Raw genomic sequence first — 18729 nt, 5'->3', positions numbered from 1 at the left:
TTCCGCTGCCGTTGAACGAACAATCACTTCGTGTCTCGTCCCGAGTCCTCGATCGACAGCGCCGTCCAGTCGATCAAGCGTACCGGTTCCCGCGCAAACCCTGTCCGAGGCGTTATCCTTCTCATCGGCCTGGGGCTTGCCCGCCTCGGGTTGATGGACGCCGAGCGGGCACGCAAAGCGACGGATCTCTCCTGGCCGCGTGTGGTCACTGGGATCGCCCGGATGTCGAAAAACGCGGCCGACGTGGCGATGGTCGGGGCGGCCTCGGGGATCGCCACCAAGCCGGCGATTTCGGGTGTCGGTCTGGCCGGCCCGTTCTGGGGGCTGGCGTTTGCTTTGGGCGGCGGCTTTGCCGCCGGGACGATCGCGCTGGTCTCCCAGCGATTCGGGGCCGAGGAGTTCGGCCAGCTCGGCCAGGCCGTCCGTTCGAGTTTCGTCGTCGTCGTTGCGGTGACCGTCCCCGTCGGCGCGGCCTTTTGGTTGTTCCCCGAGTGGCTCATCAGCCTGCTCAACAGCGATCAACCGGTCATCACCTACGGCGCGACCTACCTCCAGATCCTCGGCCTCGGCGTCCCGTTCGCGGGGCTCAACCTCGTGGGCAGTCGCGTCCTCATCGGGGCCGACGACGCCCAGATCCCGATGATACTCCGTGGCGGCGGTGCGGTTCTCAACATCGTCCTCAACGGCGTGTTCATCTTCGGGATGGGAATGGGCGTGGCCGGTGCGGCCTGGGGGACCGTCGCGGCGAACGTCCTCGTCACGTCGCTGTTCATAGTCGGGCTTATCGCCGGCTGGCTCCCCGGTATCGGCCAGTTCCCGGTCTCGGTCTCACCGCGTGGGACGTACTTCCACTGGGACGACATCACCGATGTGGTCTCCATCGGCACGCCCGTCGTCGGCCGGAACATGACCTGGACGGTCGCCCGCTTTCCCATGCTGTTCATCGTCGGGATGTTCGGGACGACCGTCCTGACGGCGTACACCGTCGCCCGGCGGATCTGGGGGCTGATGAACGTTCCCGGATGGGGCTTTGGCCTCGCGGCGTCCAGTCTGGTCGGCCAGCATCTCGGCGAGGACGACGAGGAGACAGCCGGGGTCTACGGCCGGGAGATCGTCCTCATGGCGGTCGCGACCTACGGCGTCTCGGCCGCAGTCGTCGCCCTGGTTGCTCGGCCAGGTGTCGTCCTGCTCGGGGCCGAGGGCGAGGTCATTCCGATCGCCGTCGGCATGGTCTTTGCCGGATGCCTCGCGATCATTCCCCAGGGCGTCAACAGCACCATCGCCGGGGCCCTGGACGCCAGCGGCGACACGAACTGGCCGTTCATTTATCAGACGCTGGGCGTCTTCGCCGTCTCGATTCCGGCCGCGTATCTCGGTGCGAAGACATCGATCGGCGTCTGGGGCATCTACGTCGCGTTCCTCGGCGAGACGCTCGTGCCTGCTGTCGGGAACTACTACCGCTTCTCGACCGGCAAGTGGAAGGCCATCAGCCGGGAGTACCGCCCTGAGACGGCGCTGGACGACTGATCGCTGTAGTCACGGGACGCAACGTTTTTGTGTGATGGCTTACCAACCCAGGGATATGGCACCGAACGCCCACGCTCGGTGGATCGCCAGCCAGTCGCGAGTCGGTCGGGCGTTCGGCTTTTTTGACGGGTTCTGACGATCGGTGGACTCGGGGGTCGGATTGCCCCCTTGACGAAACCGACGTCGCAGGTTGCGCTCCGCTATGAGTGAAATTGAGAACCGTTATCCGAACAACACACGGTACTCCGACAACAACTGATGGAACTCCCGAGCGACCAACTCGCGGTGGTCGAAGCCGCGAGCGCAGACGACCGTCGCACCGTCGAACAGCTGAGCGAGGAAACCGGCCTAGCCACCGCGGCCGTCACGCGGGCCGCCTTCGAACTCGAAGCCGAGGGGCTGGTTGCCGTCACCGAAACGACCGACGAATCCGTCTCGCTGACTGCGGAGGGCGAGTCCTATCTCGACGCCGGTCTGCCCGAACACCGCCTCTACTCCGCTGCCGTCGAGGCCGGTGCCGACGAGGGGGGCGTCTCGATGGGGCAGGTCATCGGGGCCGCCGATCTCGATGGCGCGGCCGTCGACATCGCGCTGTCGAACTTCGCCCGGAAGGGCTACGGCGAGATCGATTCCGGCGAGATCAACGCTGATTCCGGCATCGACCCGGACGACGACCCGGAAGCTGCCGCCCTGAAGGCCATCGATGCAGGCGACGCTGTCGGGGACGACGACGTCCTCGACCACCTCGACCGACGCGGGCTGATCGAGCGCGATGAGCGCACCGTCCGGTCGGTCGAACTCACCGACGCGGCTGTGACGGAACTCATGGCCGGGATCGAGGAGGCCCAGGAAGTCGATCGTCTGACGCCCGATCTCCTCACCAGCGGCGAGTGGGAGGATGTCGAATTCGCCGACTACAACGTCGAGGCCGACGCCGAAGCCATCGACGGCGGGAAGATGCACCCGCTTCGCGGGATGGCCGAGCGCGTCAAGGAAGTCCTCGTCGGGATGGGCTTCGAGGAGATGAACGGTCCCCACGCCGACGCGGAGTTCTGGATCAACGACGCGCTGTTCATGCCCCAGGATCACCCCGCGCGCACGCACTGGGACCAGTTCGCGCTGGACGTCCCGCCGATGGACGACCTGCCCGACGAGGTCCGCCAGGATGTCGAGGCAGCCCATCGGGAGGGTGCTGGCCCCGATGGCGAGGGATATCACTCGCCGTGGGGCGAGGAGATGGCCCGCCAGGTCGACCTTCGTGGCCACACCACGTCACTCTCTGCCCGTCACCTCGCGGGCGTTGCGCAGGGCGACCTCGAACCGCCACAGCGCTTTTTCTCCGTCGAGAAGGCCTACCGCAACGACGAAATCGACGCGACTCACCTCCTCGAGTTCTTCCAGATCGAGGGGTGGGTGATGGCCGAGGACCTCTCAGTGCGGGACCTGATGGGCACGTTCACGGAGTTCTACGAACAGTTCGGGATCACCGACCTGGAGTTCAAGCCGACGTACAACCCCTACACGGAGCCGAGTTTCGAGCTCTTCGGCGAGCACCCGGTCACGGGCGAGGTCGTCGAGATCGGCAACTCCGGCATCTTCCGGCCCGAGATGCTCGATCCCCTCGGCGTCGAGTGTGACGTGATGGCCTGGGGACTCGCCCTCGAGCGGCTGATGATGCTCGTCACCGGTGCCGAGGACATCCGGGACGTTCACGGGACGCTGGCGGACCTTGAGTACCTGCGAACCGAGGAGGTGCGTTACTGATGCCCACTGTCGACATTGACACTGACGAACTGCGGGAACTGACCGGCCACGGCGAGAAGAGCGATGACGACCTGCGCGATGATCTCTTCGAACTCGGCCTGGAGTACGAGGGCGAAACCGAGGACGGCGAGTTGCGCTTCGAGTTCGAACCCGACCGCCTCGATCGCCTCTCCGTCGAAGGGGTCGCCCGGTCGCTGCGCTACCAGTACGGGGATTCGCGGGGCGTCTACGTCCCGAAGACCAACGACGCCGACTGGACGATCCGCGTCGAGGACGTGCCCGAGGAACGCCCGTATGTCACAGGGGCAGTCGTCCGCGGGCTGGATCTCGACGAGGCATCGCTGGACTCGCTGATCCAGCTTCAGGAAAAACTCCACGCAACGATAGGTCGCAAGCGTGCGAAGGGCGCGATCGGGGTGCACGACCTGACAATGCTGAAAGGCGGCGAGGCTGCCGACGACAGCGAGGGCAAGTCCGTCCGCTACACCGGGATCGACCGCGACGGCGACACCTTCGTGCCACTGGAGGGCGACGCCGAGATGACGCCCGGCGAGGTCCTCTCCGAGCACCACATCGGCGAGGAGTACGCCGACCTCGTCGCCGAGTACGACCGCGTGCCCGCGATCTACGACTCGATCGGGCTGTTCTCGTTCCCGCCGGTGGTCAACGGCCGCCGGACGGAGGTCTCGACCGACTCGCGGGATCTGTTCATCGAGATGACCGGCACCGACCAGTGGACGATCGATCACATGCTCAACGTGGTCTGCTACGCCCTGGACGCCCGCGGCGGGACGATCGAGGATGTCCGCGTCGAGTACGAGAACGCACCCGAGGAGTACCGCGACTCGCTCCTCTGCCCCGATTTCTCGACGAAAACCAAGACCGTTCCCCATGATCGGATCGAGCGCACACTCGGGATCGACCTGCAAGGCGAGGACGTGATCGACCTACTCGAACGATCCGGACTGGACGGGGAGTCTACCGAGACGGACGGGTCGCCAGCTTACGACGTCACGATCCCCCCGTATCGCGTCGACGTCCTCCACCCCGTCGACGTGATCGACGACATCGGGCGGGCCTACGGCTTCAATAACCTCGACCCGCGCTATCCCGCGGTCGGGACGATCGGCGGGCGACACGAGCGCGCACGACTCGAGGAGGCCGTCCGGACCGCGCTGGTCGGACTCGGCTTTCAGGACCTGCTGAACTTCCATCTGACGAGCGCCGAGGAACTGCATGACCGCATGGGGATAGCGCCAGGCGTGGACGCCCTGGGTGGCGGCGACCCTGTCGAGATCCGCAATCCCTACAGCGAGGATTACACGGTCGTCCGGACGTGGCTGCTCCCGTCGATCATGCAGGTCCTCGAGAACAACACTCATCGACGCTACCCCCAGGACCTCGCCGAGGTCGGGTTCGTCGCCCAGCGTGACGACGGCGCAAACACTGGCGTCGCCGAAGCCCGTCACGTCGCGGGCGCGCTCGCGCGTCATGACGTGTCTTACGAGGACGCCAAGGCTCGCCTCCAGGCACTGGTGGCGGACTTCGATGCCGAACTGGAGACGCCACCCACGGCGCATCCCTCGTTCATCGACGGTCGGACTGCTGCCGTCGAGATCGATGGCGACGCGGTCGGCGTGATCGGCGAAGTTCACCCCGCCGTGCTCGTGGAACACGATCTGGAACTGCCGGTAGTGGCCTTCGAGTTCGACCTGGCGGCGTTACAGTAAGCAAGCGGTTTTTCGCCCACGTTTTTGCGCGAGAAGCTTTGCTTCGAGCGGAAAAAGGTGGTTGAACACGATCTGGAACTGCCGGTAGTGGCCTTCGAGTTCGACCTGACGGCGTTGCAGTAAGCAAGCGGTTTTTCGTCACCGGAGTAAACGTTCCCGAGCCCCACACTCGCTTCGCTCACGTGGACCACGCGCGCGAGAAGTGTCGATGTCGATGGAAAAGCCGGCAGTCAGTGGTGGGATACTCATTGCCACGGGTGTTAGGATTATAATTTAACTCTGCAGTATGGATTTAGGTTGGATTGTATTACTTTGTCCGATAATTCTGTGAGATGACGCCAGTATTTCCGGTACAATCCGATATATAAGGAAACAACTGTTATAGGGAGTTGAGTAACGATGTCGACCACCGACGACACCGCGACGCCCGCATTGCCAGCCAGTTCTCGCGAGACGGATCGCGAACTGGACCGGGCCTACGATGACCAAGACGATCCGTCGATCCTGACGGTGTTTCCGGCTGACGCCGAATGGCCGGAAATCGGAACAACGTGGATCTCCGTTGACGTAGACTACGCGGTGTCAGCGGCCGACTGGCGATAAGAACTTTTCTCGGAGTATTCTGCTCGGCTCTTTGCCTATAGGTCCGCACCGACGGCGTCCTCGACGCTGTCGAAGCCGTCGCGTTCGAGTAGCGTCGCGAGCCCACGGTTGACGTTCCGGGCGATCGTCGGCCCGCGGAAGATGAAGCCGGTGTAGATCTGGACCAGGCTCGCCCCGGCACGGATCTTCCGGTAGGCGTCGGCTGCAGTGAAGACGCCGCCGACACCGACGACCGGGACGTCCGTTCGGCGGGCGACGAACTTCACCATCTCGGTCGCCTGTTCCTCGATGGGTCTGCCCGAAAGCCCCCCTTGTTCGACACGGTCCGGACTGGTGAGCGTCTCCGGCCGGTCCGTCGTGGTGTTGGTCGCGATCACGCCGTCGAGATCGTACTCCTCGACGAGCTCTAACGTCTCCTCGATGGCTGGCTCCGGCAGGTCGGGCGAGAGCTTCACCAGGAGCGGACTCGCGCCGGCGTCTTTCAACGTGCCGAAGATGTCTTCCAGCGACTCGCGGTTCTGTAAGTCTCTGAACCCCGGCGAGTTGGGACAGGAGACGTTGATCACGAAGAAATCGCCACCCTCGGCAACCTGCTCGTACGTGTAGCGGTAGTCCGCGGCCGCCTCCTCCATCGGCACGTCTTCGCTCTTGGCGAGATTCACGCCGACCGGGATCGAGACGTCGGTGTGATCGAGACGCTCGCCGATGACGTCCGCGCCCGGGTTGTTGAGCCCCATCCGGTTGATGACTGCTTCGTCCTCGACGAGTCTAAACACGCGCGGGCGCGGGTTTCCATCCTGGGGCTCGGCAGTGACGCCGCCGACCTCGACGTGACCGAAGCCGAGCGCACCCAGCGTGCCAGGTGCCTCGGCCGTCTTGTCGAAGCCGGCCGCGACGCCGATCGGGTTTGGGAATTCACACCCGAAGACCGACGTCCGCAGCCGATCATTGTCGACACCGAATGCGCGGGCGAGGGCCGATTCGATCGGCGTCCCGTCGACGAGCGACAGTCCCTCGTGCGCGAGCGCGTGTGCAGTCTCGGGTGATAGCTTGAACAACAGCGGCTTGGTGAGGTTATAGGGGTTCATGGTATGTCGATCCCGGGTGCGGCCAACCCGCGAAGGGCCTAGAAGTCGTGTTCGACGTCCTCCGGGTTTGCTTTCTGGATGATGATCTTGTTGTCCCGGACTCTGACGAACACTTCGTCGCCGATCTCCATCCCGGCGACCGCCAACTCGTCCTCGTGAAGGTTGATGTGGACGTTGTGGTATTCCCCGTCCTCGTCCTTCGCGCCACTTGGGCTGAGCTTCTTCTTTCGCACCATCGCGGTATCTTAACCTGTGGTTGGCCGGAGGACACACTTAAGCCTACCGTGCCGTCCGTCTCAGGCGCCTCATACTGTGGACTCTGGGACATCGGTCTCAATGGGGCGCGCGCGAACCGCGCGCTGTCGGTCGAATGCCCGGTAATCGGGCGAATATCGCCGCCCGTCAATTTTTCACATAAATATTTTGTGGCAATCGCCCCCCGAATCGGGGGGTATTTTTATAGTGTGTCATGTTCTGGGTTGACATGGAGTATCGAAAACCATGGCACGTGATACGGACAAACGGAACTTTGCACTGCGCGAATCGGACGGGAACGAGTCGAGTGTCTTCTCGGGGGGGACACCTCGCCAGGCGGCGCTGAAGGCTGCACGACGGCTCGATCCGGCACCGAGCGAGGACGCGGCCGATCCCGAGACGATCCGGCTCCGTGAGAAGGGGACGGAGAAGGTCCACGTCTACGAAGGCTGGGCCTGGGAAGAGGACGCGCCCGACGACAAGCCCGACTGGATGCCCGGTGAGATCACCAAGGGCAACGTCTCCAAGCAGGGTGTCGAGCATCTCGAGGAAATCTGAGGCAAGCCCCACCCGCACATCACTTTTCGGCGGTTTCTCGGAGTCGATAGTCTCTACTATCCCGACAGCCAACCCCCGGTGCGCGGCTTTCACTCGGGGTGACCTGACGCACGACGCGCGGGATGACCGCTCGACCTCCGGCCGCGCGACATTCTTCCTGCTCCGGGAGTCACTACAGCTCCGGAAGTAACCACTCCCGTGTCCGGGCTGGCCCTCCAGCCAAACGGTCGTCGACTCGTATGGCCTCAATCTTCCCTTGTCTCACACACAGACCCCACGTGTTGGCGGGTGTGTGGGCCCGCTGCCGATACCACGCCCACCATGTCACGGTACGACATCCCTCTCTGCTTGTAATCGCATGACGTGGCGGGTCTCCTTCGACGGGTTTAAGTAATTACCTCCCATCTGCATAGATACGCAGCGACGAAGGGCGAACGGCGCCCCTCCGACCGCGTCGCGCCACTCGCGTGGTGCGATTCGATCCGATGCCCTTAAGTGTAACAGGGCACTTCGGATTGAATACGAACGTGGTTCGGACGGGGCACGGATCGCCCCGGTCGCACCCCGGATCAAGTCCGAGCCGGTTCGAAGGGTTTATAGCCCTTCTCGGCTTACGATTGGGTCCGGAAGACATGAGGATTCCACCCCTGCGGTCCGCCGTATAGATGGGATCTGATGTTAGCCCTGGTAGTTCGGTGACACCCGACTGGGGTGTCAGCGAACGTGCTTACGATAGCGACGACACCCCTTTGGGGTGTCATCCCGCCTAACCCTCCCCATTCCGGGGAGACATTCCGGTTGATCCTGCCGGAGGCCATTGCTATCGGAGTCCGATTTAGCCATGCTAGTCGCACGGGTTTAGACCCGTGGCAAATAGCTCAGTAACACGTGGCCAAACTACCCTGTGGACGGAGATAACCTCGGGAAACTGAGGCCAATATCCGATACGACTCGCCAGCTGGAGTGCGGCGAGTCGGAAACGTTGCGGCGCCACAGGATGTGGCTGCGGCCGATTAGGTAGACGGTGGGGTAACGGCCCACCGTGCCCATAATCGGTACAGGTCATGAGAGTGAGAGCCTGGAGACGGTATCTGAGACAAGATGCCGGGCCCTACGGGGCGCAGCAGGCGCGAAACCTTTACACTGCACGACAGTGCGATAGGGGGACTCCGAGTGCGAGGGCATATAGTCCTCGCTTTTCTGTACCGTAAGGTGGTACAGGAATAAGGGCTGGGCAAGACCGGTGCCAGCCGCCGCGGTAATACCGGCAGCCCGAGTGATGGCCGCTATTATTGGGCCTAAAGCGTCCGTAGCCGGCCAGACAAGTCCGTTGGGAAATCCACGCGCTTAACGCGTGGACGTCCGGCGGAAACTGTCTGGCTTGGGGCCGGAAGATCTGAGGGGTACGTCCGGGGTAGGAGTGAAATCCCGTAATCCTGGACGGACCGCCGGTGGCGAAAGCGCCTCAGAAAGACGGACCCGACGGTGAGGGACGAAAGCTAGGGTCTCGAACCGGATTAGATACCCGGGTAGTCCTAGCTGTAAACGATGCTCGCTAGGTGTGCCGCAGGCTACGAGCCTGCGCTGTGCCGTAGGGAAGCCGTGAAGCGAGCCGCCTGGGAAGTACGTCTGCAAGGATGAAACTTAAAGGAATTGGCGGGGGAGCACTACAACCGGAGGAGCCTGCGGTTTAATTGGACTCAACGCCGGACATCTCACCAGCACCGACAATGTGCAGTGAAAGTCAGGTTGATGACCTTACTGGAGCCATTGAGAGGAGGTGCATGGCCGCCGTCAGCTCGTACCGTGAGGCGTCCTGTTAAGTCAGGCAACGAGCGAGACCCGCACTCTTAGTTGCCAGCAGCATCTTGCGATGGCTGGGTACACTAGGAGGACTGCCGCTGCCAAAGCGGAGGAAGGAACGGGCAACGGTAGGTCAGTATGCCCCGAATGTGCTGGGCTACACGCGGGCTACAATGGCCGGGACAGTGGGACGCCAGTCCGAGAGGACGCGCTAATCCCCGAAACCCGGTCGTAGTTCGGATTGAGGGCTGAAACCCGCCCTCATGAAGCTGGATTCGGTAGTAATCGCGTGTCAGAAGCGCGCGGTGAATCCGTCCCTGCTCCTTGCACACACCGCCCGTCAAAGCACCCGAGTGGGGTCCGGATGAGGCCGTCATGCGACGGTCGAATCTGGGCTCCGCAAGGGGGCTTAAGTCGTAACAAGGTAGCCGTAGGGGAATCTGCGGCTGGATCACCTCCTAACGATCGGGATCGGGGCGTTGCCCCGACCCACCTGCACGTTCGCCACCACCCCAGTTGGGCACCTATGAACTACCAGGGCTAACATTGTACGGCGGAAGGGCCCATAGCTCAGCGGTAGAGTGCCTCCTTTGCAAGGAGGATGCCCTGGGTTCGAATCCCAGTGGGTCCATAGCTCGTATCCGATCGAATCCGATCCCCTTAAGTGTGGGACGGCGCTTCGATTGGGTACGGACGACCGATGCACCATCCCGTGCGAACGTGGATGGGAAGGGTTGATGCACGCACCGCCACCGACGGGCGTGTGTATGAGACCGTGTGTACGTGCGATCCAGGCGTCCACTGGACGCGTTTACGTCGAGTTTACACTCGACGTGGCTGCTGTACCAGCTGGTGGATGGCTCGGCTCGGGCGCCGACGAAGGGCGTGCCAAGCTGCGATAAGCTCAGGGGAGCCGCACGGAGGCGTAGAACCTGAGATTCCCGAATGGGAACTCCTCACCGCAATTGCCTTGCGCAATGGGGAACGCCGGGAACTGAAACATCTCAGTACCGGCAGGAAGAGAAAACGAATGTGATGTCGTTAGTAACCGCGAGTGAACGCGATACAGTCCAAACCGAAGGCCTTACGGCCAATGTGGTGTTCGGACTGGCACTCATCGTCAGAACGTCTTCTTGAAGTCTCCTGGAACGGAGCGCGATACAGGGTGACAGCCCCGTAACGAAGTCAAGTACGACGTGCGCCAGTTCCCGAGTATCGGGGGTTGGAAATCCCTCGTGAATTTGGCAGGCATCTACTGCTAAGACTAAATACGTCCCGAGACCGATAGTGAACAAGTAGCGTGAGCGAACGCTGAAAAGTACCCTCAGAAGGGAGGCGAAATAGGGCCTCAAATCAGTTGGTGATAGAGCGACTGGGCATAGAAGGTCCCTCGATAAACGACCTATCCGCGAGGATACTGTAGGACTCGAGGGAAGCCGGTGTTCAGTCGTACGTTTTGAAAAACGAGCCAGGGAGTGTGCTTGTGTGGCGAGTCTAACCCGATCATCGGGGAAGGCATAGGGAAACCGACATGGCCGCAGTGCTTTGCACGAGGGCCGCCGTCTTCAAGGGCGGGGAGTCACACGGGCACGACCCGAATCCGGACGATCTACGCGTGGGCAAGATGAAGCGTGGCGAAAGCTACGTGGAAGTCTGTTAGGGTTGGTGTTTTACAATACCCTCCCGTGATCTACGTGTAGGGGTGAAAGGCCCATCGAGTCCGGCAACAGCTGGTTCCAACCGAAACATGTCGAAGCATGACCTCCGCTGAGGTAGTCCGTGGGGTAGAGCGACCGATTGCCGTGTCCGCCTCCGAGAGGAGTCGGCGCGGCTGTCAAACTCCGAACCTACGGACGCCGTCGACGCGGGGAGTCCGGTATGCGGGGTAAGCCTGTGTACCATGAGGGAGACAACCCAGAGCTGGGTTAAGGTCCCCAAGTGTGGATTAAGTGCGATCGAAGGTGGTCTCAAGCCCTAGACAGCCGGGAGGTGAGCTTAGAAGCAGCTACCCTCCAAGAAAAGCGTAACAGCTTACCGGCCGAGGTTTGAGGCGCCCAAAATGATCGGGGCTCAAATCCACCACCGAGACCTGGCCACACCTGTCAAAAGGTGGTTGTGTAGGTTGGCGTTCTGCGCGGGTGGAAGCACGGGTGAGAACTCGTGTGGACCGCGTAGAAACGAAAATCCTGGCCGTAGTAGCAGCGAAAGTCGGGTTAGAATCCTGACGGCCTGAAGAGCAAGGGTTCCTCGGCACTGTTCGTCAGCCGAGGGTTAGTCGATCCTAAGATCCGTCGCAACTCGAGCGGATCAAAAGGGAAACTGGTTAATATTCCAGTACCACCGTACACTCAATGTCGACGCCTTGGGGTAGACCGAGCCGGGCACTCGCCCGGTCGAATCGTCAAAACTCGTGGAAGCCGTAATGGCACGAAGCGGGCGAACGGCGAGATAGAGCAATTTGGTTCAACCTGGGGCCCATGAAAAGACAGTACGGTGCTCGTACCCAGCACCGACACAGGTGCTCTGGCGGAGAAAGCCAAGGCCTGTCGGGATCAATCGACGTTAGGGAATTCGGCAATTTAGTCCCGTAAGTTCGCGATAAGGGGTACCTGCTCGGGAAACGAGCAGGTCGCAGTGACTTGGAGGCTCGGACTGTCTAGTAACAACACAGGTGACCGCAAATCCGCAAGGACTCGTACGGTCACTGAATCCTGCCCAGTGCGGGTATCTGAACACCTAGTACAATAGGACGAAGGACCCGTCAACGGCGGGGGTAACTATGACCCTCTTAAGGTAGCGTAGTACCTTGCCGCTTCAGTAGCGGCTTGCATGAATGGATTAACCAGAGCCTCGCTGTCCCAACGTTGAGCCCGGTGAACCGTACTTTCCAGTGCGGAGTCTGGAGACCCCCAAGGGGAAGCGAAGACCCTATGGAGCTTTACTGCAGGCTGTCGCTGGGACATGGTCGCTAATGTGCAGAATAGGTAGGAGACGTTACACAGGTACGTGCGCCAGCACGCCACCGAGTCAGCATTGAAATACTACCCGTTAGTGACTGTGACCCTCACTCCGGGAGGAGGACACCGATAGCCAGGCAGTTTGACTGGGGCGGTACGCGCTCGAAAGAATATCGAGCGCGCCCTAAGGCCATCTCATCCGGGTCAGAGATCCGGAGAAGAGCGCAAGAGCAAAAGATGGCTTGACAGTGTTCTTCCCAACGAGGAACGCTGACGTGAAAGCGTGGTCTAGCGAACTCATTTGCCCGCTTGATGCGGGCAATGAATGACAGAAAAGCTACCCTAGGGATAACAGAGTCGTCACTCGCAAGAGCACATATCGACCGAGTGGCTTGCTACCTCGATGTCGGTTCCCTCCATCCTGCCCGTGCAGAAGCGGGCAAGGGTGAGGTTGTTCGCCTATTAAAGGAGGTCGTGAGCTGGGTTTAGACCGTCGTGAGACAGGTCGGCTGCTATCTATTGGGGGTGTTTGGTACCTGACGGGAACGACCGTATAGTACGAGAGGAACTACGGTTGGTGGCCACTGGTGTACCGGTTGTTCGAGAGAGCATTGCCGGGCAGCCACGCCACACGGGGTAACGGCTGAACGCATCTAAGCCGGAAACCCACCTGGAAAAGAGGTACCGCTGAGGTCGCTCGTAGAAGACGAGTTCGATAGACTCGGGGTGTACGCACCGAGGTAACGAGGTGTTTAGCCCGCGAGAACTAACTGACCGAAGCCACCATTCATACCGCATGTAAACGCGACGTAGTCGCGTCCAGGCGCAAACTGGATCGCACGTACACTGGTTTTGCATCGACCGATCGCTGGCCTCGCGTGGTTCGATTCCACGGATCGGCGTTAAGGCGGCCATAGCGGCGGGGCAACACCCGTACCCATTCCGAACACGGAAGTTAAGCCCGCCTGCGTTCCGGCGAGTACTGGAGTACGAGAGTCTCTGGGAAAATCGGTTCGCCGCCTCCATTCATACTTCAGCCCATCCGAGAGTGACAACACTCTCGGGTGGGCTTTTTGTATTTTTATAAGGAGCTGCTGCCGAGAGTGGCAATGCTACACGGGGCTCCAGTACAATACAGAGAGAATCCAGCCGACGGTCAGGCGCTCGGTCGGGAGGATTCCGACGTGCCGATCGCGACAAACAGCGCGCCCGAGACAGTCAACAACAGTGTGGCGAGCCCGCCGGGGAGGTCGCCACTGGTCAGGAACCAGCCGGCCGCTAGTAGACTCGCGACGACGAGTCCTGTGCCGAGAGTGATCAGTCGCCAGTCCCCCGCGTCGAGCAGTTCGAACGGTCGATCGTGCCGTGTCATTACGAGCAGCAACGATACAAACGGGCAAGAATGTTTTTATATTCTGAACAATTCTTGTGGTTTATTATAATTCGTAATGGATTCGTGAGGCGTCATACTGTGTGGCGACCAGACCGCTATGTTTATTGGATCGCTGGAACTAGACGAAGTTGCGCCAAGGTGGCAGAGTCCGGCCTAACGCAGCGGCCTGCAGTTCAGACAGACTCACTTCGTTCGTCTGTCAGCGTCGCACGTTCTTTCATCACGTGCGACAGCCGCCCATCGCCCGTTTGGGCGAAACGGCCGGATCACAATCCATAACTTGGCCGATCACCGATACAATACTGTGCCAAGGTGGCAGAGTCCGGCCTAACGCAGCGGCCTGCAGAGCCGCCCATCGCCGGTTCAAATCCGGCCCTTGGCTCTCCTTACTGTCCGAATCAATCGACTTTCAGGGGGAGAGAATACATCCAGTTGCTCCCTCGGATTCGATACTGCTTGTGGAATACTGTTTCGGATTCCTGCTTCAGATCGATTTCGGACCGAGGATTTCGAAGTTGTTGGGGCAACCGTCTTGTATGCGGGCGGACAAGCGCGCGTATGCACGATCTTGATGAATCCGATCTGGAGATCCTCTCGATGCTTGCCGAAGATGCTCGTCGGCCCTTCAGCGATATCGGTGAAGCAGTCGAGTTGTCCGGACCGGCAGTCTCCGATCGGGTCACGCGCTTACGGGAAGCGGGCGTTATTCAGCGGTTCACGATCGATGTCGATCGGACGCAACTTCGTGCTGGCGTCCCCGTATTGGTGCAGGTCGAACTCTCCGGGAACTCTGTTGAGACGGTTCGGGAACGTGTCCGTGACGCGGATGGGATCGAACACGTTTTCGTCACTGCGGAGGCTGACGTCTGGTTTTACGCGCGCGCCGAGGCCCAAAACGTCCGTTCGTGGGTCGCTGGATTGCTCGCTGACGTCGACGTTGCGGGGTATTCCGTCACCCTGGTCGACGATGTCGAGTGGACACCGTCGATCGAGGGGTTGGAATTCGCACTCACCTGTGCGGAGTGTGGGAACACGGTCGACAGCGAGGGAGAGACGGCACGGATCGACGGCGATGTCTATCACTTCTGTTGTCCGTCCTGTCTGGATCGCTTCGAGACCCGGTACCGGCGACTCGAAGAAGGAGCGTGAGACGGGCTTTGGAATCGAAAGTATTCCGTGAGGTATAGCCGACTTCTCGAAGCGGAAAGTTGCCTAAAGCGTGAACCCGTACGTATACATATCATGGCTACACGAACGACCCATCTCGATATCACGGGGATGTCCTGTGCGAACTGCTCGGGGACGATCCAGGACACCCTCGAATCCCTCGACGGTGTGATAGAGGCAAGCGCCAACTTCGCCACCGACGAGGGTTCGATCGAGTACGATCCGGAGGTGGTAACGCTCGGTGAGATCTACGAGGCGGTCGAGAATGCTGGCTACGGCGCAGTATCCGAGACTGTCACCGTTGCGATTTCCGATATGTCGTGTGCGAACTGCGCGGAGGCCAACGCGACCGCCCTCGAAGACACGCCGGGCGTGATCGGGGCGGAGGTGAACTACGCGACCGACGAGGCCCAGGTCACCTACAACCCTGCCGAGGCTTCGCGAGCGGATCTCTACGATGCCATCGAGGCCGCTGGCTACTCGCCGGTCCGTGAGGACGACGCCGGGGCGGACGCGCGCGACGCAGCACGGGACGAGGAGATCCGCAAGCAGCTTCGACTGACGCTGTTCGGCGCGCTACTGTCGGCCCCGATGTTGGTCTTCATGGCCGACAAACTCGTCCTCGGCGGCGGGATCGTCGCCGGCGTCGAGTCCCTCGTCGGCATCAGACTGGGCTGGGTGGAGTTCGCACTCGCGACGCCCGTCCAGGCGCTGCTTGGGTGGCCGTTCTACAAGAACTCGTACAACGCGCTGGTGAACAATCGCCGGGCCAACATGGACGTGCTCATCGCGCTTGGCTCCTCGACAGCGTATTTCTACTCGATCGCTGTGCTGGCCAACCTGGTCGCGGGCGAGGTTTACTTCGACACCGCCGCGCTGATCTTGGTGTTCATCACGCTTGGCAACTACCTCGAAGCCCGTTCGAAGGGCCAGGCCGGCGAGGCACTCCGCAAGCTCCTGGAGATGGAAGCCGAGACGGCGACGCTGATCGGTCCGGACGGGACCGAACGGGAAGTCCCGTTGGAGGACGTCCAGACCGGCGATCTGATGAAGATTCGGCCGGGCGAGCAGATCCCGACCGACGGCGTCGTGGTCGATGGCCAGTCGGCCGTCGACGAGTCGATGGTGACCGGGGAGTCCGTCCCAGTCGAGAAGAGCGAGGGCGACGAGGTGGTCGGGTCGACGATCAACGAGAATGGATTGCTGACGGTGAAGGCGACGAAGGTGGGCGCGGACACCGCCCTCCAGCAGATCGTCCAGACGGTCAAGGAGGCCCAGTCCCGCCAGCCCGAGATCCAGAACCTCGCCGACCGGATCTCGGCGTACTTCGTCCCGGCGGTCATCGCGAACGCCGTCTTCTGGGGCGTCGTCTGGTTCGCCTTTCCCGAAGTGCTGGCTGGGTTCGTCGACGCGCTGCCGCTGTGGGGGCTGGTCGCCGGCGGCCCCGAGATTGCCGGTGGGGCCGTCTCGGTCTTCGAGTTCGCCGTGATCGTCTTCGCTTCGGCGGTGTTGATCGCCTGCCCCTGCGCGCTCGGGCTGGCGACGCCCGCGGCGACGATGGTCGGGACGACCATCGGCGCACAGAACGGCGTCCTGTTCAAGGGTGGCGACATCCTCGAACGCGCGCGAGACGTCGACACCGTCGTCTTCGACAAGACAGGGACGCTCACCGAGGGCGAGATGGAACTGACCGACGTGGTTGCCCTCGACGGGGAGGGGAGCCCGGTCGGGAACGGTGACAGCGAGGCCGCCGCAGACGGCGGGTCATTGACCGAACGCGAGCGTCACTCCGAGGAAGACGTCCTCAGACTCGCGGCGGCGGCCGAGAGCGGTAGCGAACACCCCCTCGCCAGGGCCATCGTCGACGGTGCCAAGGAGCGCGGGATCGAGGTGCCCGAACCCGATGACTTCGAGAACGTCCCCGGGCACGGAATCCGGGCCACCGTCGGTGACAGCGAAGTTCTGGTTGGGAACCGCAAACTCCTCGAAGATGAGGGGATCGACCCCGCGCCCGCCGAGGAGACGATGGCGCGTCTCGAACGCGAGGGCAAGACGGCGATGCTGGTAGCGTTGCGCGGTTCGAAGCGGAGCGAGAACCGCGATGCGAGCGGCGACGAGCCGCGAGCCGACGGCGAACTTGCGGGCGTGGTCGCCGACGCCGATACGGTGAAGCAAGGCGCAACGGAGGCCGTGGCTGCACTTCGCGAGCGCGGTGTCGAGGTCATGATGATCACCGGTGACAACGAGCGGACGGCTCGCGCCGTCGCCGAGCAGGTCGGGATCGACCCCGAGAACGTTCGCGCGGAGGTGCTTCCCGATGAGAAGTCCGATGCCGTCGAGCAAATTCAGAGTGACGGGCGCAAAGCGATGATGGTCGGCGACGGGGTCAACGACGCGCCGGCCCTCGCCGTGGCGCACGTCGGGACGGCCATCGGATCGGGGACGGACGTCGCGATCGAAGCAGCGGACGTGACGCTGATGCGCTCTGATCCACAGGACGTGGTGAAGGCGATCCGGATCTCCGACGCGACGCTGCAGAAGATCAAACAGAACCTGCTGTGGGCGCTGGGATACAACACGGCGATGATCCCGCTGGCCTCGCTCGGGCTGCTCCAGCCCGTGCTGGCCGCCGCGGCGATGGCCTTCTCCAGCGTCTCCGTGCTGACCAACAGTCTGCTGTTCAGGCGGTACACGCCCGAGGAGGACTACCGGATCTTCGGTCGGCTCCGGTGACGGGCCGCGGGCGAGGATCTCTCGTCATTCACCGCTGTTTCGGACTTCCGTGAGAACCGTCTCGGCGACCTCGCGCGCCTGGTCGGTCTGTCCGTCGGCGACGAGCGCACGGATGCGATCCGACCGCGCGATAGCTCTGAGCGCGTTGCGTCGGTGCGGGCCGTCGACGCCCTGGTCGGCGAATCGCTCGCGCAGATCGCCGACGAATCTCGCAAGCGCGCCAGCGCCGTCGATCTCCCGTTCGATCTCCTCACGCAGGACGCCACTCACTGCCGGGGCTCCCCCTTGGGTCGAGATGCCGACGACGACCGGGTCGTCGCGGGCGATCGCCGGCAACACCACCGCTCCCGGTGCTCGTTCCCCGGAGTGATCCGCGCGGTTGACCAGTACTCCTCGATCTTCGGCAGCACGCTCGACGGCTGCGTTGACGGCCCCATCGTCGGTGGCTGCGACGACGAGCGCCGGCTCGATCCGGTCGAGCCACTCCGACACCTCCGTCGGATCGGGACTGGCACGCTCAAGTGTCGCCTCGCCAAAGTCGGCGTCCGCGAACTCGGGGGCCACGACGACGACCTCGGCCTCGTGGTCGAACCGGCGGGCCTTCCGTGCGCCGACGGGCCCACCGCCGAAGACGAGCACGCGGGAATCGCTGAAATCGTGGAGCAGGGGAATCATTGGTGACCGGTTCGTGTGGTGAGCGTTTAGTTTCGGCGAAGCCCGGTACATGGAGGGTTTCAACGGTCGAACGCTGCGAGTCGCGGCCCGAAGTGGTCGAGATCAGTCGCCGGCAGCGCCGCCACGGTTCTCACTCAAGTGCTCCCAGATCTCCGTACAACCGGCTCCGACCTCGACGTCTTCGAGGTGGTCCTGCTCCGATCGTTCGTCTCTTGGGGTCGTTGCTGTCGCCGTCTCGGAAGTCTCGGTCATCGAATCCCTCTAGTCTGCCCGACTGCATAAGGCCGTGTTCCGGCGTAATCCCTACCCGTTCTTCTTCTTTGGGGCAACAATTGCTGGTTATGTCGAACGACAGCTACCGACGGGAGGCACCGGAGTATGGCGATCACGCTGCTTCGCCGTCGGGGAACGACTGTGACGAGCGGCAATCGCCGCGGGTGCCGACGGGCTTACCGCCCGCCGGGGACAACGCCGAC

The 18729-nt window shown here is 62.2% G+C and carries 12 protein-coding genes, 2 tRNA genes and 3 rRNA genes; 12 read left to right on the top strand and 5 right to left on the bottom strand.

The window, feature by feature from the left end; translation table 11 throughout:
* Positions 1 to 30 precede the first annotated feature (30 nt).
* From HBNXHr_RS13880 to HBNXHr_RS13865, 4 genes are all read left to right on the top strand, one after another.
* A complete protein-coding gene (locus tag HBNXHr_RS13880; protein WP_275882595.1) occupies positions 31 to 1527 on the top strand; it encodes an MATE family efflux transporter in 1497 nt (498 codons plus the stop codon).
* A 258-nt stretch (positions 1528 to 1785) separates the two neighbouring features.
* The gene (locus HBNXHr_RS13875) at positions 1786 to 3291 is read left to right on the top strand and encodes a phenylalanine--tRNA ligase subunit alpha (protein ID WP_275882594.1); all 1506 of its coding nucleotides are present in this window, start codon (positions 1786 to 1788) and stop codon (positions 3289 to 3291) included.
* A complete protein-coding gene (gene pheT / locus HBNXHr_RS13870; RefSeq protein WP_275882593.1) occupies positions 3291 to 5021 on the top strand; it encodes a phenylalanine--tRNA ligase subunit beta in 1731 nt (576 codons plus the stop codon). The genes HBNXHr_RS13875 and pheT overlap by 1 nt, the downstream gene beginning before the upstream one ends.
* A gap of 399 nt (positions 5022 to 5420) precedes the next feature.
* Positions 5421 to 5624: a hypothetical protein gene (locus tag HBNXHr_RS13865; RefSeq protein ID WP_275738155.1), complete on the top strand. Its 204-nt coding sequence runs from the start codon at positions 5421 to 5423 to the stop codon at positions 5622 to 5624.
* Between the two features lie 35 nt (positions 5625 to 5659).
* Here the strand turns inward: HBNXHr_RS13865 and HBNXHr_RS13860 are convergent, their stop codons facing one another.
* Together HBNXHr_RS13860 and HBNXHr_RS13855 are read right to left on the bottom strand one after the other, a co-directional pair.
* Positions 5660 to 6712, bottom strand: coding sequence for a quinone-dependent dihydroorotate dehydrogenase (locus HBNXHr_RS13860; protein ID WP_275882592.1), 1053 nt, complete (start codon positions 6710 to 6712; stop codon positions 5660 to 5662).
* 38 nt (positions 6713 to 6750) lie between these two features.
* Positions 6751 to 6948, bottom strand: a complete 198-nt coding sequence (locus HBNXHr_RS13855) for a hypothetical protein (protein WP_015789425.1) — start codon at positions 6946 to 6948, stop codon at positions 6751 to 6753.
* Positions 6949 to 7213: 265 nt separating this feature from the next.
* Between HBNXHr_RS13855 and HBNXHr_RS13850 the strand changes: the two genes are divergently transcribed.
* From HBNXHr_RS13850 to rrf, 5 genes are all read left to right on the top strand, one after another.
* Positions 7214 to 7525 (top strand): non-histone chromosomal MC1 family protein, encoded by a 312-nt coding sequence (locus HBNXHr_RS13850; RefSeq protein WP_015789426.1) that lies wholly within the window; start codon positions 7214 to 7216, stop codon positions 7523 to 7525.
* Between the two features lie 791 nt (positions 7526 to 8316).
* Positions 8317 to 9788 (top strand): 16S ribosomal RNA (locus tag HBNXHr_RS13845).
* Between the two features lie 99 nt (positions 9789 to 9887).
* Positions 9888 to 9959, top strand: a tRNA-Ala gene (locus HBNXHr_RS13840).
* A 197-nt stretch (positions 9960 to 10156) separates the two neighbouring features.
* A 23S ribosomal RNA gene (locus HBNXHr_RS13835) occupies positions 10157 to 13074 on the top strand.
* Positions 13075 to 13188: 114 nt separating this feature from the next.
* A 5S ribosomal RNA gene (gene rrf / locus HBNXHr_RS13830) occupies positions 13189 to 13310 on the top strand.
* The 16S, 23S and 5S rRNA genes sit together here with 1 tRNA gene alongside, the layout of an rRNA operon.
* A gap of 131 nt (positions 13311 to 13441) precedes the next feature.
* Here the strand turns inward: rrf and HBNXHr_RS13825 are convergent.
* Positions 13442 to 13657, bottom strand: coding sequence for a hypothetical protein (locus HBNXHr_RS13825; protein WP_275882591.1), 216 nt, complete (start codon positions 13655 to 13657; stop codon positions 13442 to 13444).
* A gap of 327 nt (positions 13658 to 13984) precedes the next feature.
* On the opposite strand from HBNXHr_RS13825, the gene HBNXHr_RS13820 reads away from it, so the two are divergent.
* The 3 genes from HBNXHr_RS13820 to HBNXHr_RS13810 all read left to right on the top strand — a co-directional run bounded on the left by HBNXHr_RS13820 (position 13985) and on the right by HBNXHr_RS13810 (position 17578).
* Positions 13985 to 14060 (top strand) — tRNA-Cys (locus HBNXHr_RS13820).
* A gap of 176 nt (positions 14061 to 14236) precedes the next feature.
* Positions 14237 to 14827: an AsnC family transcriptional regulator gene (locus tag HBNXHr_RS13815; protein ID WP_275882590.1), complete on the top strand. Its 591-nt coding sequence runs from the start codon at positions 14237 to 14239 to the stop codon at positions 14825 to 14827.
* Positions 14828 to 14920: 93 nt separating this feature from the next.
* Positions 14921 to 17578 carry a heavy metal translocating P-type ATPase gene (locus tag HBNXHr_RS13810; RefSeq protein WP_275882589.1) on the top strand — a complete coding sequence of 886 codons (2658 nt, stop codon included), beginning with the start codon at positions 14921 to 14923 and terminating at the stop codon, positions 17576 to 17578.
* A 24-nt stretch (positions 17579 to 17602) separates the two neighbouring features.
* On the opposite strand, the gene HBNXHr_RS13805 is transcribed toward HBNXHr_RS13810, so the two are convergent.
* Positions 17603 to 18253, bottom strand: coding sequence for a bifunctional precorrin-2 dehydrogenase/sirohydrochlorin ferrochelatase (locus HBNXHr_RS13805; RefSeq protein ID WP_275882588.1), 651 nt, complete (start codon positions 18251 to 18253; stop codon positions 17603 to 17605).
* A 102-nt stretch (positions 18254 to 18355) separates the two neighbouring features.
* Positions 18356 to 18505, bottom strand: a complete 150-nt coding sequence (locus HBNXHr_RS13800) for a hypothetical protein (RefSeq protein WP_015789500.1) — start codon at positions 18503 to 18505, stop codon at positions 18356 to 18358.
* Between the last annotated feature and the right edge of the window lie 224 nt (positions 18506 to 18729).

The sequence above is a fragment of the Halorhabdus sp. BNX81 genome (assembly GCF_029229925.1).
GTDB lineage: Archaea > Halobacteriota > Halobacteria > Halobacteriales > Haloarculaceae > Halorhabdus.
Note: the sequence above shows the minus strand (reverse complement) of the source record. Positions and strands in the feature narration are given on the sequence as shown.